12 protein-coding genes are annotated in these 16,720 nt (G+C 73.6%); 7 read left to right on the top strand and 5 right to left on the bottom strand.

Annotated elements, in window-relative coordinates:
- Window positions 1-85 precede the first annotated feature (85 nt).
- Window positions 86-715: an SACE_7040 family transcriptional regulator gene (locus tag ACTWPW_RS58885; protein ID WP_443174204.1), complete on the bottom strand. Its 630-nt coding sequence runs from the start codon at window positions 713-715 to the stop codon at window positions 86-88.
- A gap of 61 nt (window positions 716-776) precedes the next feature.
- Here ACTWPW_RS58885 and ACTWPW_RS58880 point away from each other — a divergent pair, with 61 nt between their 5' ends.
- From ACTWPW_RS58880 to ACTWPW_RS58855, 6 genes are all read left to right on the top strand, one after another.
- Window positions 777-2,348, top strand: coding sequence for a carboxyl transferase domain-containing protein (locus ACTWPW_RS58880; RefSeq protein WP_364117560.1), 1,572 nt, complete (start codon window positions 777-779; stop codon window positions 2,346-2,348).
- Window positions 2,349-2,353: 5 nt separating this feature from the next.
- Entirely contained in the window at window positions 2,354-4,366 is a 2,013-nt protein-coding gene (locus ACTWPW_RS58875; RefSeq protein ID WP_443174203.1) for an acetyl/propionyl/methylcrotonyl-CoA carboxylase subunit alpha, read from the top strand.
- Window positions 4,366-5,271: a hydroxymethylglutaryl-CoA lyase gene (locus ACTWPW_RS58870; RefSeq protein WP_364117564.1), complete on the top strand. Its 906-nt coding sequence runs from the start codon at window positions 4,366-4,368 to the stop codon at window positions 5,269-5,271. The genes ACTWPW_RS58875 and ACTWPW_RS58870 overlap by 1 nt, the downstream gene beginning before the upstream one ends.
- Before the next feature lies 1 nt (window position 5,272).
- Window positions 5,273-6,409 carry an acyl-CoA dehydrogenase family protein gene (locus ACTWPW_RS58865; protein ID WP_443174202.1) on the top strand — a complete coding sequence of 379 codons (1,137 nt, stop codon included), beginning with the start codon at window positions 5,273-5,275 and terminating at the stop codon, window positions 6,407-6,409.
- Window positions 6,410-6,454: 45 nt separating this feature from the next.
- Window positions 6,455-6,889 (top strand): GNAT family N-acetyltransferase, encoded by a 435-nt coding sequence (locus ACTWPW_RS58860; protein WP_375118828.1) that lies wholly within the window; start codon window positions 6,455-6,457, stop codon window positions 6,887-6,889.
- A gap of 102 nt (window positions 6,890-6,991) precedes the next feature.
- A complete protein-coding gene (locus tag ACTWPW_RS58855; RefSeq protein WP_443174201.1) occupies window positions 6,992-10,165 on the top strand; it encodes a helix-turn-helix transcriptional regulator in 3,174 nt (1,057 codons plus the stop codon).
- A gap of 434 nt (window positions 10,166-10,599) precedes the next feature.
- Here ACTWPW_RS58855 and ACTWPW_RS58850 read toward each other — a convergent pair whose 3' ends face one another.
- From ACTWPW_RS58850 to ACTWPW_RS58835, 4 genes are all read right to left on the bottom strand, one after another.
- A complete protein-coding gene (locus tag ACTWPW_RS58850; protein WP_443174200.1) occupies window positions 10,600-13,158 on the bottom strand; it encodes a hypothetical protein in 2,559 nt (852 codons plus the stop codon).
- An 83-nt stretch (window positions 13,159-13,241) separates the two neighbouring features.
- Window positions 13,242-14,171 (bottom strand): carbohydrate kinase family protein, encoded by a 930-nt coding sequence (locus ACTWPW_RS58845; protein WP_375118831.1) that lies wholly within the window; start codon window positions 14,169-14,171, stop codon window positions 13,242-13,244.
- A complete protein-coding gene (locus tag ACTWPW_RS58840) occupies window positions 14,168-15,094 on the bottom strand; it encodes a pseudouridine-5'-phosphate glycosidase (protein ID WP_375118832.1) in 927 nt (308 codons plus the stop codon). Before ACTWPW_RS58840 ends, ACTWPW_RS58845 begins: the two co-directional genes overlap by 4 nt.
- Before the next feature lie 117 nt (window positions 15,095-15,211).
- Window positions 15,212-16,375, bottom strand: a complete 1,164-nt coding sequence (locus ACTWPW_RS58835) for a YeiH family protein (RefSeq protein ID WP_443174199.1) — start codon at window positions 16,373-16,375, stop codon at window positions 15,212-15,214.
- 70 nt (window positions 16,376-16,445) lie between these two features.
- Between ACTWPW_RS58835 and ACTWPW_RS58830 the strand changes: the two genes are divergently transcribed.
- On the top strand, window positions 16,446-16,720 hold a 275-nt coding region (locus ACTWPW_RS58830; protein WP_443174198.1), incomplete at its 3' end, for a LysR family transcriptional regulator.

Below are 16,720 nucleotides of genomic sequence, written 5' to 3'. Positions count from 1 at the left end.
GTTCACCCTGAAGGTGCATCCGTTCTCTGCGATTTCGTGATCTAGGCAATCCGATCATCGCAGGTCGGAGGCACCTTCCTTGCATCTACCGATCTTCAAAGCGCTTCAGCGGTGAATACCCGAGGTTAACAGAGGCGTCCACGGCCGCCCGGGCCATCGCGTGCAGCAGCGGCCGCATGTCCTGCGCGGGCAGCTCCCCGGCGCTGTGCGGCGTCGAGTTGAGCAGCCCGAAAACGGCGTGCGTGGCCGCGCGCAGCCGCGCCGCCGGGCACGCTGGATGCAGCTCGGCCAGCACCGTCACCCACTCCTCGACGTAGAGCCGCTGCAGCCGCCTGATCTGCCTGCGCTGCGGCTCGGGCACGTTGCCCAGCTCCCGGTCGTGCACCGTGATCAGCGCCGGCTGCTCGATCGCGAACGTGATCTGCACGTTGAGCAGCGCGTCCAGCGCCTCCTTCGGGCCGGGCGCGGAGGTGACGACCGCCACGGCCGACTCGCGCAGCCGCGAGCTGACGTCCAGCAGCATCTCCGACAGCAACGCGTCCTTGCCGTCGAAGTGCCGGTAGAGGGCGGGCCCCGAGACGCCGACCGCGCCGCCGATGTCCTCGATGGAGACCCCGTGGAAGCCGCGGGCGGCGAACAGCCGGGCGGCCGCGTCCAGGATCTCCGCGCGCCTGTTGCGCCGATTACGGGTAGGTGTGGTGGAGGCGGTGGTCACGTCTCACATGCTAGACGGTTACGTTAATGATGACTAACATCCGTGCCATGAGAGGGGACTCATGAGCAGCGACTGGCCGGTCCTGAAGTCGGCCGCCGAGCCGGCGAGCGAGGCGTACAAGAGCAACGCCGAGCTCAACGAGCGGCTCGCCGCCGAGCTGCTGGAGCGCCTGGCGACCGCCGCGCTCGGCGGTCCCGAGCGGTCGCGCAAGCGGCACGTCGAGCGCGGCAAGCTGCTGCCGCGCGACCGCGTGGACGGCCTGCTCGACCCGGGCTCCCGCTTCCTTGAGCTGTCGCCGCTGGCCGCGAACGGCCTGTACGACGACCAGGCGCCCGCCGCGGGCATCATCACGGGCGTCGGCCGGGTCTCGGGCCGCGAGTGCGTGGTCGTGGCCAACGACGCCACCGTCAAGGGCGGCACCTACTACCCGGTCACCGTCAAGAAGCACCTGCGCGCGCAGGAGGTGGCCCTGCACAACCACCTGCCCTGCGTCTACCTCGTGGACTCCGGTGGAGCGTTCCTGCCCAGGCAGGACGAGGTGTTCCCGGACCGCGAGCACTTCGGCCGCATCTTCTACAACCAGGCCACGATGTCCGCGCGCGGCATCCCGCAGATCGCCGCCGTGCTCGGCTCCTGCACGGCCGGCGGCGCGTACGTGCCCGCGATGAGCGACGAGGCGGTCATCGTGCGCGGCCAGGGCACGATCTTCCTGGGCGGCCCGCCGCTGGTGAAGGCGGCCACCGGCGAGGAGGTCACGGCCGAGGAGCTCGGCGGCGGCGACCTGCACTCGCGCGTCAGCGGCGTCACCGACCACCTGGCCGAGGACGACGCGCACGCGCTGGCCATCGTCCGCGACATCGTCTCCACGCTGGCCCCGCGCGCCCCGCGCCCGTGGGAGACCGTCCGGCCCGAGCCGCCCCGGCACGACCCGCGCGACCTGTACGGGATCGTGCCCGCCGACACCCGCCAGCCCTACGACGTGCGCGAGGTGATCGCCAGGATCGTGGACGGGTCGCGGTTCCTGGAGTTCAAGGCCGAGTACGGGTCGACGCTGGTGACCGGGTTCGCCCACGTGCACGGCCACCCGGTGGGGATCCTGGCTAACAACGGCATCCTGTTCAGCGAGTCGGCGATGAAGGGCGCGCACTTCATCGAGCTGTGCGACCAGCGCCGCATCCCCCTCGTCTTCCTGCAGAACATCAGCGGCTTCATGGTCGGCAAGGCCTACGAGGCGGGCGGCATCGCCAAGCACGGGGCCAAGATGGTGACGGCCGTGTCGTGCGCACGGGTGCCCAAGTTCACGGTGGTGATCGGGGGGTCGTTCGGGGCCGGGAACTACGCGATGGCCGGGCGGGCGTACTCTCCCAGGTTCCTGTGGATGTGGCCGAACGCCCGCATCTCGGTCATGGGCGGCGAGCAGGCCGCGAACGTGCTCACCACCGTCGGCGACGCCGACCCCGAGGCGATCAGGGCCCAGTACGAGCACCAGGGCAACCCCTACTACTCCACGGCCAGGCTCTGGGACGACGGCGTGATCGACCCGCTCGACACCCGTACCGTCCTGGGCCTGGCGCTGTCCGCGGCGGCCAACGCCCCGCTCGAGCCCGCCGGTTTCGGCGTCTTCCGGATGTGAGGCATGTGTTCGACCGTGTTCTGATCGCCAACAGGGGCGAGATCGCCGTACGGATCGCGCGCACGCTGCGCGGGCTCGGCATCACGTCCGTGGCCGTGCACACGCCGTCCGACGCGGGTGCCCGGCATGTGCTCGAAGCCGACGTTGCTCTCCAGGTGCCGAAATATCTGGATATTGAGGCGATTGTTGGGGCGGCTCGGGATTCGGGGGCGCAGGCCGTACATCCCGGGTACGGGTTCCTCGCGGAGAACGGCGCGTTCGCGCGCCGCTGCGCGGAGGCCGGGCTGGTGTTCGTCGGCCCGCCGGCCGAGGCCATCGACGCGATGGGCGACAAGATCCGCGCCAAGGCCACGGTGTCGGCCGCCGGGGTGCCCGTGGTGCCCGGCGGGACCGAGCCCGGGCTGGCGGGGTGGAGGGACTTCCCGGCGCTGATCAAGCCGTCCGCCGGGGGCGGGGGCAAGGGCATGGTGCTCGTGCGGTCGGCCGCCGAGCTGCCCGACGCGCTCGAATCGGCCCGGCGTACGGCGACGGCGGCGTTCGGGGACGGGACGCTGCTGATCGAGCGCTACGTCGAGAACCCGCGCCACATCGAGATCCAGGTCCTGGCCGACACCCACGGGAACGTCGTCCACCTGGGCGAGCGCGAGTGCAGCCTGCAGCGCAGGCACCAGAAGATCATCGAGGAGGCGCCCTCCCCGTTCGTGAGCCCCGAGACGCGCGCCCGCATGGGGGCGGCGGCGGTGGAGGCCGCCCGCTCGGTCGGGTACGTGGGGGCGGGCACGGTCGAGTTCATCGTGGACGGCACGACCGGGGCCTACCACTTCATGGAGATGAACACCCGGCTGCAGGTCGAGCACCCCGTCACGGAGCTCGTCACCGGGCTCGACCTGGTGGAGCTGCAGCTCAGGGTGGCGGCGGGCGAGCGGTTGCCGTTCGCGCAGGAGGACGTGCGGCTCGACGGGCACGCGGTGGAGGCCCGCGTGTACGCCGAGGACCCCGAGCGCGGCTTCCTGCCCAGCGGCGGCCGGATCCTGGCGCTCCGGGAGCCGCGGGACGTCCGGGTCGACTCCGGGCTGGTCGAGGGCGGGGTCGTGGGCAGCGAGTTCGACCCGATGTTGTCGAAGGTCGTCGCCTGGGGTCCCGATCGGGCCTCGGCGCTCAGGACGCTGGACCGGGCGCTCGCCCGCACGGCCGTCCTGGGCGTGGTCACCAACGTCCCGTTCCTGCGGGCGCTGGCCGCGCACCCGGCCGTGCGGGCGGGCGAGCTGGACACGGGCCTGGTCGAGCGGGCGCTGCCCGAGCTGGTGCCGGGCGTGCAGGTGCCCGAGGAGGTGCTCGCGGCGGCTGGGCTCGTCTTCCACGCCTTGCCGCGCGGCGACGACCCCTGGGAGGTCACCGACGGGTGGCGGCTCGGGGAGCGGGCGTGGACGACGTGGCGGCTGGAGTCGCGGGACGGCGTGCACGCGGTCCACGTGCGCGGGCTGCCCGAGGAATCCGCCGAGGTCCGGCTGAACGGTACGGCGGTGGCGGCCCACATCCGGCTCGACGGCGGCCCCGCCGGGGGTGCCGAGCTGGTCGTCACCATCGGCGGGCGCACCGAGCGCTACCTCTGGGCGCGCCGCTCCGACACCCTCTGGCTGGGCAAGGACGGCGCCTCCTGGTCGTTCACCCGGCACCTCATCGGCGACCCGGGCGACCGGGCCGGCGCCGCGGCGGCGGGCGACGGCGTGGTCAGGAGCCCCATGCCCGGCACGGTGCTGGTGGTCAAGGCGCAGCCCGGCGAGCGGGTGAGCAAGGGGCAGCCGCTGGTCATCGTGGAGGCCATGAAGATGGAGCACACGGTCACCGCCCCGTGCGACGGCGTCGTCGCCGAGCTGCCCGTGCAGGCGGGCCGGCCGGTCGACATGGACGCCGTCCTGGCCGTGGTCACCCCAGTGGTCACCCCAGTGGTCACCCCAGTGGTCACCCCAGTGGCCGGCCCAATGGTCGGCCCCATCGTCGGCACAGAGGAGGCGTGATGCCGTACCCCGTGCAAGGTCTTCCGCAGCAGGTCACGATCTACGAGGTGGGCCCGCGCGACGGGCTGCAGAACGAGTCCTCGGTCGTGCCCGTCGAGGTGAAGGCCGAGTTCATCGACCGGCTCGCGGACGCCGGTCACAAGATCATCGAGTCGACCAGCTTCGTGCACCCCAGATGGGTGCCGCAGCTCGCCGACGCCGACGAGCTGCTGACCAGGCTGCACCGGAGACCGGGCGTGCGCTACCCCGTGCTGGTGCCGAACCCGCGCGGCCTCGACCGCGCGCTCGACCTGGGCGTGGACGAGATCGCGATCTTCGCCAGCGCCACCGAGACGTTCGCCGCGAAGAACCTGAACCGGAGCCTGGAGAGCCAGTTCGACATGTTCGAGCCGGTCGTGGCCAGGGCGCTGGACAACGGGATGAAGGTCCGGGCGTACGTGTCGATGTGCTTCGGCGACCCCTGGGAGGGGCCGACGCCGATCGCGCAGGTGGTCTCGGTCGGGGAGCGGCTGCTCGGGCTCGGCTGCTACGAGCTCTCGCTCGGCGACACCATCGGCGTCGGCACGCCGGGTCACGTGACGGCCCTGATCGGGGCCTTCCGCCGGCCGGACCGGCTCGCCGTCCACTTCCACGACACCTACGGCCAGGCGCTCGCCAACACCCTGGCCGCGTTGAGAGCGGGTGTGACCACGGTCGACGCCTCCACCGGAGGCATCGGCGGCTGCCCCTACGCCGAGTCCGCCACCGGCAACCTCGCCACCGAGGACCTGGTCTGGATGCTGCGTGGGCTCGGCATCGAGACGGGGCTCGACCTGGGCAAGCTCGTGTCCACCAGCACCTGGCTGGCGGAGCTGCTCGGCCGCCCCAGTCCGTCCCGCGTCGTACAGGCGCTTTCGAAAGGCTGACATGCTCAAGGACGAGTACGAAGAGTTGCGCAAGACGGTCGAGGCCTTCTCGCGCGAGGTGGTCGCGCCGATGATCGGCGACTTCTACGAGCGCGAGGAGTTCCCGTACGACATCGTGCGGCAGATGGGCGCGATGGGGCTGTTCGGGCTGCCCATCCCCGAGGAGTACGGCGGGATGGGCGGCGACTACTTCGCCCTCTGCCTGGCCCTGGAGGAGCTGGCCCGCGTCGACTCCAGCGTGTCGATCACGCTGGAGGCGGCGGTGTCGCTGGGCGCGATGCCGATCCTCAGGTTCGGCACCGAGGAGCAGCGCGCGACCTGGCTGCCCAAGCTGGCCTCGGGGGAGATGCTGGGCGCGTTCGGCCTGACGGAGCCGGGCGGCGGCTCCGACGTGCCGGGCGGGATGCGCAGCACGGCCGTGCTCGACGGCGGCGAATGGGTGATCAACGGTACGAAGGCGTTCATCACGAACTCCGGCACCCGCATCACGGGGGTCGTCGGCGTGGCCGCGCTCACCGGCGAGCGCGAGATCTCCACGATCCTCGTGCCGAGCGGCACGCCCGGGTTCACGGTCTCGAAGAAGTACTCCAAGGTCGGCTGGAACGCCTCCGACACCCGCGAGCTGTCCTTCTCCGACTGCCGCGTACCGGCGGAGAACCTCCTGGGCGAGCGCGGCCGCGGCTACGCCCAGTTCCTGCAGACCCTCGACGAGGGCCGCGTCGCGATCGCCGCGCTCAGCGTGGGGCTCGCGCAGGGCTGCGTGGACGAATGCCTCAAGTACGTCCGGGAGCGCAGGGCGTTCGGCCACCCGATCGGCCACTACCAGGCCATCCAGTTCAAGATCGCGGACATGGAGGCCCGCGCCCACACCGCGCGCCTGGCCTACTACCACGCGGCGGAGCGGATGCTGGCCGGGCTGCCGTTCAAGAAGGAGGCGGCGATCGCCAAGCTGGTCTCCTCCAACGCGGCGATGGACAACTCGCGGGACGCGACGCAGGTGTTCGGCGGGTACGGGTTCATGAACGAGTTCCCCGTCGCCCGCTTCTACCGCGACGCCAAGGTCCTGGAGATCGGCGAGGGCACCAGCGAGGTGCAGCGCATGCTCATCGCACGTCAGCTCGGGCTCGGTGACCTGTGAGCGAAGTTTGCGCCGGTGGCGCGGGACGATCTAGTGTCGTTGGTCATGACGGCTGACGATCTTCTGATCAGGAGGGCGGAGAAGGCGGACGCGGACGCGGTGTTCGCGCTGGCCCGCGAGTTCGGGCTGACGTTCAGGCCCGAGCGCGAGGCATTCGACGCCGCCCTGCCCGCGCTCCTGGCGAACGACGACGCCCTGCTGCTCGCTGCCGTCGTGGGCGGGCGGGTGCACGGTTACCTGCTCGGGTTCGTCCATCTGACGCTGTTCGCCAACGGGCCGGTCGCCTGGGTGGAGGAGGCCATGGTCCAGTCCGGGCTGCGCCGGCAGGGGATCGGCCGGTCCCTGCTGGAGGAGTTCGAGCGGTGGGCCCGCACGCGCGAGGCCGGCTACGTGGCGATGGCGACGCGGCGGGCGCCGGAGTTCTACCACGCGCTCGGCTACGAGGCGTCGGCCACATTTTTCCGCAAGGTCCTGCGCTGAGCCCCTGCGCGGGCCGTCACCGCTGATCGCCCCTCCATCCCACCCGGCCGTGCGCGCCGGGCGGCGGGCGGTTCTGTCGGCGGGGGATGGCATCCTTGGGGCGTGAGTATCCACGCCGTGAGCCCCTTGTTCGTGGGGCGTGCCCGCGAGCTCGCCGCTCTCGGGGACGCCCTGGCCAGAGCGCGTGCAGGGGTGTCGTCCACCGTGCTCGTCGGCGGTGAGGCCGGGGTCGGCAAGACCCGGCTGGTCAACGAGTTCACCGGCCACCGGGCCGGCGACGCGCTGGTGCTCGTCGGCGGCTGCCTGGAGCTGGGCACGGAGGGCCTGCCGTTCGCGCCGTTCACCGCCGTGCTGCGCGGGCTCGTGCGCGAGCTGGGCCGCGACGGCGTCGCCGCGCTCGTGCCGGGCGGCAACGCGGGCGGGCTGGGGCGGCTGCTGCCCGAGTTCGGGGAGCCGGGCAAGGAGGGGGCCGAGGCCAGGGCGCGGCTGTTCGAGCAGGTGCTCGGGCTGCTGGAGCGGCTGGCCGAGGAGCGTCCCGTCGTGCTGATCGTGGAGGACGCCCACTGGGCCGACCGCTCCACCCGCGACCTGCTGACGTTCCTCGTCCGCTACCAGCGCACCGCGGCCCGGCTGCTCATCGTCGTGACCTACCGCACCGACGAGCTGCACCGCACCCACCCGCTGCGGCCGTTGCTCGCCGAGCTGGGCCGGGTCGAGTGGGTGACCAGGGTCGAGCTGCGCAGGCTCACCCGCAGGGAGGCCGTGGCCCTCGCGGCCGGGATCCTGGAGCACGAGCCGTCCCCCGGGGACATGGACCTGATCTACGCGCGCAGCGAGGGCAACCCGCTGTTCGTCGAGGCGCTGCTCAGCGAGGCGGGCGGTGGCGAGGCGCTGCCCGAGTCCCTGCGCGACCTGCTGCTGGCCAGCGTCGAGCGGCTGCCGGAGGAGACGCAGGAGCTGCTGCGCGTGGCCAGCGCCGGCGGGCAGCGCATCGAGCACGACCTGCTCAGCGCCGTGGCCGGGCTCGACGAGTCCGCGCTGTCCCGCGCGCTGCGGCCCGCCGTGGCGGGCAACGTGCTGGTGGTCGACGGCGAGGGCTACGGCTTCCGGCACGCGCTCATCCGCGAGTCGCTCCACGACGACCTGCTGCCCGGCGAGCACACCCGGCTGCACACCCGCTACGCCGAGGCCCTGGAGCACGACCTGTCGATCCTGCCCGCCCCGCGCGGCGCGATCGAGCTGGCCCACCACTGGCACTCCGCCCACAACTCCACCTGGGCGCTGGTCAGCGCCTGGCGCGCGGCGGCCGCCGCCCGCAAGTCCACCGCCTACGACGAGCAGCTCCGGATGTTGTCCAGGGTGCTGGAGCTGTGGGACCAGGTGCCCGACGCGGTCGAGCGCATCGGCCGCGACCGGATCGACGTGCTCAGGCAGACGGCCACGGTCGCCCACCTGGCCGGCGAATACGAGCGCAGCATCGCCCTGGCCAGCGCCGCCCTCGACGAGCTCGACCACGACGCCGACCCGATCAGGGCGGCCACGGTGCTGCGCCAGCGCGGCCTGACCCGCTACGACCTGAGCCGCCCCGGCTTCCTCGACGACCTGCGCCTGGCGGCCGCGCTGGTGCCCGACGACCAGCTCAAACTCCGCGGCCAGGTGCTGGAGACCCTGTCACGCATGCTCCACCGGCCCGAGGACCGGCCGGAGCGGAGCGCCACGGCCCGGCTGGCGATGGAGATCGGGCACGCGGTGGGCGACGCCAACGTCGAGGCCCACGCACTGATCAGCCTCACCTGGGGGCACACCTGTTACACCGAGATCGAGCTGGAGATGGAGAGGTTCGCGGAGGCGCGCCGCATCGCCGTCCGCGACGAGGCGTACAACGCGCTGATGCGCTGCGCGATCTCCGAGTCCGACGCGCTGGAGGGCGCGGGCCGGCACGAGCGGGCCGCGCAGGTGGCCCGTGAAGGCGTCGAGGAGGCCGGGCAATACGGCCTGGCCCGCACGTCCGGCACGTTCCTGTCGATCAACCTGGCCGAGCCGCTGGTCTCGCTCGGGCGCTGGGACGAGGCGCTCCAGGTGGTCGAGCACGCGCTCGACCTCGCACCGCCGGCACCCTACCGGGCGAGCCTGCAGGGGTTCGCCGCCGACATCGCGCTGGCGCGCGGGCAGTTCGACCGGGCGGAGAAGCTGCTGGCGGCGTCGCGCAGCGTGCTGTCCCGGGGGACCTTCCGCGATCAGACGGTGTTGCCGCACCTGTGCAGGGAGGTCGCGCTGCTGCACGCGCGGGGCCAGATGGGCGAGGCGGTGGAGGCGGCGGCGCGGGCGCTGGAGGAGCACGACCTGCTGGTCTCTCCGCGCTACTCGTGGCCGGTGCTGGTGACGTTCGCGCGGCTCATCTGGGCCGTGGTGCCCTCGGGCCAGCTACTGGCGGCCCTGGCGGCACCCGCGCTGTCCGGCGGGGACGGTCCTGCGGGCGGCGAGGCCGCTTCGCGCGGTTCAGGCGGTACGGGCGGTTTGTCGGGTGAGGCCGCCGCTGGAGGTCTGGAGGGTTCGGCGCGTGGGGCCGCTTCGGGCAGCGGGGGTCATCGGGTGGACACGGTGGCCGCTCCGGGCGGCGGGGGCCATCCGGTGGACACGGCCGCCGCTTCGGGCGGTGGGGGGCTCGGGCCGCTCGCGCGGCTCGCGCTGTCGCTGTTGCCGCGGCTCCGGGTGATCGCGCAGAAGCTCGAGGTCCAGGGCGATCTGCAGCGGGCGCACCAGCTCACGTTCACGGCGCTGACCGGGCCGGTGGAGGACACCGGCGAGCCGGCCGCCTGGCAGTTCAAGGCATGGGATCTGGCGGCGGGGGCCTGGGCGGCGCTGCGGGAGCCGTACCCGGAGGCTCGGGCTCTGGTGGGGGCGGCGCAGGCGGCGCTTGCGTCGGGCGACCGGCAGGAGGCGGCGGCTCGGCTGACACGGGCGCGGGAGCTCGCCCGCGAGCTCGGTGCCACGCCGATGCTGGAACAGCTCGACGTGTTCGGGCGGCGGGCCAGGATCGGCGGCTCCGAGGAGGCTCCCGACGGGCCGCCCTTGGGGCTGACCGCGCGGGAGCTGGAGGTGCTGCGGGAGGTGACGAACGGGCGCAGCAACCGGGAGATCGCCGAGGCGCTGTTCATCTCGATCAAGACGGTGAGCGTGCACGTGTCGAACATCCTGGCCAAGCTGGGGGTCGCCACGCGAGGCGAGGCCGCCGCCACCGCCCACCGCCTGGGCCTCTTCGACGCCGTCCCGTGACGGGCCGGTAGCGCACCCGGGGGTTGGCACGCCCGCCTGAAGGCCCTGGCGGTGCTGCAGGCGTTGAGCCCCGCACGACCCCCGGCCTGTCGGCGGCGAACTGCGACCAGAGCGCGTTCGAGCGTGCGGGCGGGCTGGAGCGCCGCGTGCCGCTCGGCCCGTGCCAGCTCGGCCCGCCTCAGGGCTTCTGAGGGGTCCCGTTGTGCGGCCTGATGGTCATCTTCGGCCGCCCTCCGTCTTCCCGGTGCGAGGTCGGGTCGGGTGGGCGGTGTCGGCCATGAGCGCGGTGCGGCTGAGTCGGACTGGGCATGCGCCCAAGTCGACCGTGGGTCATGCGGCTGAGCCCGGCCCCTGGCCCGTGTGCCTGAGTCGGCACGCTGGGCCTGAGTCGGCACGCTGGGCCGTCCGGGTGGGGTCTGTGCGGGGGTGGTGGGTCAGCCGGTTAGTTGGGCTTCGAGGCGGTAGCCGTCGACCGTGACGTAGACCTGGTCGCCCGGGCGGGCGTTCAGGCGCATGAGGACCGGCTGGAGTGAGTCGAAGACCGGCTGGTGGCCCTGCCAGACCAGGACGATGGCGTTGTCACCGGGGCCCGTCACCGACAGGAGGGTGCCGGGGCGCATGCCGAGCTGGGCCGCGTACCCCTCCGGCACCGGCACCGGGCCGCCCCTGAGGTGCTCCGGCGTGACCTCGATGCGCTGCCAGCGGCGCGGGTCGGAGGACGGGCTGGGGAGCGGCGGTGGCGGGGTGGACGGGGTGCCCGCCAGGCTGCCGGGGAGCATCGCCGCGCGGCCGCCCGACAGCGCGGACAGGGTGGCCAGCGCGGCGGAAGGGTCGATCGAGCCCGCCGTCGCCGCCGGGATGGGCTGGCCGCCTCGGTGGTGGTGGCCGTTGGCCCCCGGGGTACGCCGGGGGAGCGGCTGGGCCGGGGACGGGGCCGAGGCCACCGGGTCCGGGCCGGTCTCCGCGGGCAGGGCGTCGAGCCAGGCCCTGGCCGAGTGGGCGCGGATGCCCAGCTCACCCATGAGCTCCACGAGATCGGCGTCCGGCGGGCTGGCGGCCAGGAGCTGCCGCGTACGTGCCTGGAGGCCGTGGATGTCGCCGACCACGAGCCAGCCGTCCTGGAGGCGGCGGTCCGGCATGAGCGTCACCAGCACGCGCCAGAGCGGTGTACGCAGCGAGGGCACCATCACGGGGTGGGCCGGGTCGGCACCGATGAGCTGATCCTCGGTGGCCGCCGCGCCGAGCCACTCGGTCAGCCGGAACATGTGGCCCGTGACCGGGGCGGACTCGGAGGAGCGCAGCCAGTGCAGGATGCGTTCCTCGGCGGTGCGCTGGGCCTGGGAGAGCGCGTCCCGCTCGACCAGCAGCTTGTGGGCGAGCGTACGCAGGCTGACCGGGTCCTCCGCGAACAGCCGGTGCACGGCCACCGCCAGCTCCAGCTTGTCCAGGCTGCGGAAGAGGCTGTCCACGACGCGGACCATGGCGTGGTCGGTGTCGGAGGGGGTGGGGGCGGATGCGGGGCCGGGCGGCGCCGAGAAGGCGGGCGTGCCGGGAGCGCCTTTCGGGGCGTCGGCGGCCGGGATGGGCGGGAACGAGCCGGTGTGCGGGCCGCCGCTGGAGAGGGGGCCGTTCGACGTCGGATTGCCGGCGCCCGGGGCCGGGGTGGAGGCGGGGCCGCCGCCCGGGAGCGAGGGGCCGCCGCCCGGGAGGGACGGGCTGCCGGGGAGGGAGCCGGTGTCCTGGCGGCCGGATTGCGGGCCCGTGGGGCGCTGCGGGAGGCGTTCGGACTGGCCGGGGGCCGGGCGCTGCGGCAGGCCCTCACCCGCGAAGCCCTGACGCGGCCCGCCACCCTGGGGCTGGGCCGGGAACGAGCCGCTCTGCGCGGGGAACGAGCCGGTCTGGCGCTGCGGGGTCGCGTCCGGAGAGGACTGCGGGAACGGGCCGCTCTGGCGTTGCGCGTCCGAGGACTGCGGGAAGGAGCCCGGCTGGCGCTGCCGGGTGTCCTCGGAGGACGGCGACGGGAACGAGCCCGGCTGGCGCGGTCCTGACCCGTTGTCGGCCGCCGGGAGTGCCGGGAAGGAGCCGGTCTGGCGCTGCCGGGTGTCCTCGGAGGAGGGCTGCGGGAACGCGCCGCTCTGGCGTTGCGGGTCCGAGGGCTGCGGGAACGAGCCGGGGCGCTGGGGGAGGCCGTCGCGCCCCGCGAACGGGCCCGTCTGGTGCGGCTGCGCGGTGGGGTCCGGCTGGGCGGGGAACGGGCCGCTCTGCGCGCCGGGCTCGGAAGGGGTGGGCTCGGAACGGGTGGGCTCCGAACGGGTGGGCTCGGGACGGCCGGAGTCCGAGCGGGCGGGCTCGGAAGGGGCGGGCAGCGCGGCGCTCTGGGCGGCGAAGGAACCCGTCTGCGGCTGCGGCACGCCCTGGGGCTGGACCGGGAACGAGCCGGTGCCCCGTTCGGGCTGGATCGGGAAGGGACCCGTGCCCTGGGACGAACCGGGCTGGCCGGGCGCCTGGCCGCGCTGCAGCGGGCGGGTGACCTCCGGATGACCCACCGGAGCGGCGGCGGGGGCCTCGCGCTGGGCCGGGATGCGGCCGAGGATCTCCCGGAAGACCGAGCCGATCACGACCTCGGGCGTGGCCGACGGCGTGCCCAGGTCGCTGGGGGACAGGCGGCGCAGCCGCTGCCAACCGCCGAGGCCGGTGATCGCCGTACGGGTGGCCTCGGGCCAGCCGGGCAGCGCGGGATCGATGTGGTGAACCGTCAGCGCGGGCAGCAGGTCGGCCAGCGGCAGGTGGTCCCAGCGGGAGGAGGCCAGCCGGGCCAGGCGTTCGCAGATCCAGTCGAGCCCGGCCGTGCCGAGTGCCTTGGACAGCGAGAGGGAGTGCCACCACCCCGCCGGCAGGCGTGGATCACCGAGCGCCTCGGCCACCTGCTGCGGGCGGCTCCAGCGCAGCGCAGGGACTAGGTCGCTCAGGCAGATCGATGACTCGACTTCCATCGGCGGACCTTATCCTCCCCAGTGAGCCGCGTGGTGCTGCCCGTAACGCATGTGGCTAATGGTGCAGCCTACGCGGCAAGCTATCAATCAGTGTGAATAGGGTAAAGACGGTTCAGATCCAAACCGTACCGTGGACGGCCGCCCACCTGGGCCACACATTCGGCACCAGCACGGCAACCTGCTTCCAATCCGGCCTGTACACCGTAGCCTCGCAAGGTTGCGGCGAGGTAGCCGGCGGCGAACGCGTCTCCCGCGCCGGTCGAGTCCACGACCTCGGTCGACACCCCCGGCGCGGTCGCGACCACCGCCCCGTCCACGGCTGCCAGCGCCCCGTCCGCTCCCAGCTTCACGACCGCTGTGCCGTATCTCTCACTCAAGACCACGGCCGCCCGCTCCGCCGTCGTGGCACCGCTGAGGAGGAGGGCCTCGTCGAGGTTGGGGATGATCAGGCCGGTCGGGGCCGTCTCGCGGGTGAAACGTTCAACGCCGAACTCGCGCAGCGGACCCGTGGAGGCCGGGTCGATGCTGATCGTGACGCCCGCGTCCGCCGCGTCCGCCATGGCGCGCCTGGCCAGACGCAGGCCGGGTTCGGCGAACAGGACGTACCCGGACAGGTGCAGCCGGGTGACGCCGGTCAGCAGGGACGGGTCCCAGTCGGCTTCGGAGATCAGGCTCCCGGCGCCGCGGTTGGTGAGCATCGAACGCTCGCCGCTCTTGTCCACCATCGCGATCACGACGGCCGTGGGGTGCGCGGGGTCCACGGTGACGTGCGGGTGCACGCCCGTCTTGACCAGTTCGGTGGTGTGCCACTCGCTGCTGTCGTACCCGAGCTTGGCCAGCAGGTGCACCTCGGCGCCCAGGCAGGCCGCCCACGCGGCGGTGTTGGCGCCGGAGCCGCCCGGGCGGAGCACGATGTCGGCGGCCGTGTCGGTGCCGGACATGACCGGAGAGCCGTGCAACGCCACCACGTCGGTGACCACGTCACCGATGATCAGGAGGGCGCCGTCGGTCACGATCGGGCCCAGGCCACGGCGATCCGGGCGGCCAGGGCGGTGTTGCCGCGTACGGCGGCCAGGTTCGCCTCCAGGGAGGCTCCGGAGGTGCCGTCCACCAGGTAGCCGAGCAGGAACGGGGTGATCGCCTGCCCCTTGACGCCCTCGCGCTCCGCGGCGGCCAGCGCCTCGCCGAGCACGCGGTCGTGCAGCTCGGGGTCGAGCTGCTGCTCCACGGGGACGGGGTTGGCCACGATCAGCGCCGTCTCCTGGCCGCCGAGCGCGTCCTGGCCGCGCATGATGGCCGCGGCCTCGTCGGGCGACTCGATCCGCCAGTCGATCGGCTGGCCGGAGGAGTGCAGGTAGAAGCCGGGGAAGGTGTCGGTGCCGAACCCGACGACGCTCACGCCCCGCGTCTCCAGCCGCTGCAGCGTGGCCGGCACGTCGAGGATGGACTTGACGCCCGCGCAGACGACGGTGATGCGCGTACGGGCGAGCGTGTCGAGGTCGGCGGACTCGTCCTGGTCCTCCGCCCAGCCGCGGTGCACTCCGCCCAGCCCGCCGGTGGCGAAGATCCGGATCCCGGCGCGGGCGGCCAGGAACGACGTGGCCGACACGGTGGTCGCCCCGCTCGCCTTCAGCGCCGCCGCCACGGGCAGGTCCCGCTGGCCCAGCTTGCGCAGGCCGGACTCGGTCGCGATCCGCTCCAGCTCCACCTCGCCGAGGCCGATGCGGGGCACGCCGTCCAGCACGGCGATCGTGGCCGGCACGGCGCCCGCGGCCCGTACGACTCCCTCCAGCTCCCGCGCGACCTCCAGGTTGCGCGGCTGCGGCAGCCCGTGGGAGATGATCGTGGACTCAAGGGCCACGACCGGAGCGCCGGTTGCCAGGGCCTCGGCGACCTCGTCGGACGGCTGGAGAACGGAGTCGGTGGCGCTGCGCATGGTGAGTTTTGTGCTCCTTGAGTGGTGTGACCTGCTTAGGCGGAACGGTGGCTTTCGCGAGATTTGTTCCGAACGGAGCAGGGTACGGGCCCCCCGGCCCGGCCGTCCACTCGAGGATCACACGAGGAGGGCGACCCCCGCCAGGGACGTGGCCGCGATGATCGCCGTCGCGATGCCGCCGAGCAGCACCACCCGGCCGCCCTTCGCCAGTTTCCGCACGTCGATGCCGGTGCCGAGGCCGAACAGCGCGGCGGCCATGAGCACGTTCGTGACCACCGGCACCGCGTCCGTGACCACCGCCGGAACCAGCCCGGTGCCCCGCACGGCAACCATCGCCAGGAACGCCGCCACGAACAGCGGCACGATCGGCGGGCGTGCCCCGCGGGCGGGCCGGTGCCGGTGCAGGTGCCGGTGCAGGTGCCGGTACGACGTCAGGGCGACGAGCGGCGCCAGGAGGAGCACGCGGGCCAGCTTGACCGTCACGGCCCCGGCCAGCACGCCCGAGGCGGCGCCGATCGCGGCCACCTGGGCCACCTCGTGCACCGCGGCGCCCGTCCACGCGCCGAGCTGGGCCGGGGACAGGTGCATCAGGGATGCCAGCAGGGGCACGAGGGCGATGGCCCCGGTGCCGTACAGCACCACGACCCCGAGCGCCCCGGCGGCGTCGTCCTCGTCGGGCAGGTCGGTGCTCTCGCGCATGGCGGCGATGGCCGCGGCGCCGCAGATGGACACCCCCGTCGCGACGAGCAGGGACGCGCCGGGGCTGACCCCCAGCCGGCGGCCGATCGCCGGCGTCACGGCGAACGTGAGCCCCGTCGCGACCGTCACGACGGCCAGGGTCTGCCAGCCGAGCGCGAGCACCTGGGGGAGGGCGATCTGCAGGCCGAGCAGGGCGATCGCGACGCGCAGCAGCCGCCTGGACGCGAACGCCAGCCCGGGCTGGAGCCGCTCCCGCACGCCGGTCCGGCGACCGCCGCCCGCCGGACCGGGGAGGAACCGCTCGCGGACGCCGGCCAGGTTCGCCAGTGCCGCGCCCGAGGCGACCGCGACGACGGCGGGGCTGAGCGCCGGGACGTACCGGTTGACGAGCAGCGCGAACGCGACCGCCAGCGCGGCCATGGCCAGCCCGGGCCAGAGGGCGCGGGTCGCGGCGGCGGAAGCCCCGAGGACGGCGGGTCCCGGGGCGGGCGGCAGGGTGGATGGCAGGGTGGACGGCAGGGCGGGTGGCAGGGTGGGCGGCAGGGCGGGTGGCATGGCGGGTCGCTGCGTGCCGGCGGTCATGATCTCAGTCTTCTGGGCGCCGGGAACGGCCGGTAGCCGCTGCTTGCCTGGGAGGTCATAGCCTGTGGCTATGAGTGCGCTGCCCGACCTCGACTCGCTGAAGCTCCTCGTCGACGTCGGCGAGCTGGGCAGCCTGGGGCGTGCCGCCAGGGCCGCGGGCATCGCGCAGCCGTCGGCGAGCAAGCGGATCGTCCAGCTCGAACGCCGCCTCGGCCTGCCCCTGATCGAGCGCACCCCGCGCGGCTCCGCGCTCACCTCCGAGGGCAAGATGGTGGCCGGCTGGGCCGCGCAGGTGCTCGCCGCCGCGGAGGAGCTCATGCGGGCGGTCGAGGCCGTACGCCACAG

It is taken from the genome of Nonomuraea sp. KM90, assembly GCF_052246675.1.
Taxonomy (GTDB): domain Bacteria; phylum Actinomycetota; class Actinomycetes; order Streptosporangiales; family Streptosporangiaceae; genus Nonomuraea.
This window is presented reverse-complemented; position numbering and strand designations above follow the sequence as displayed.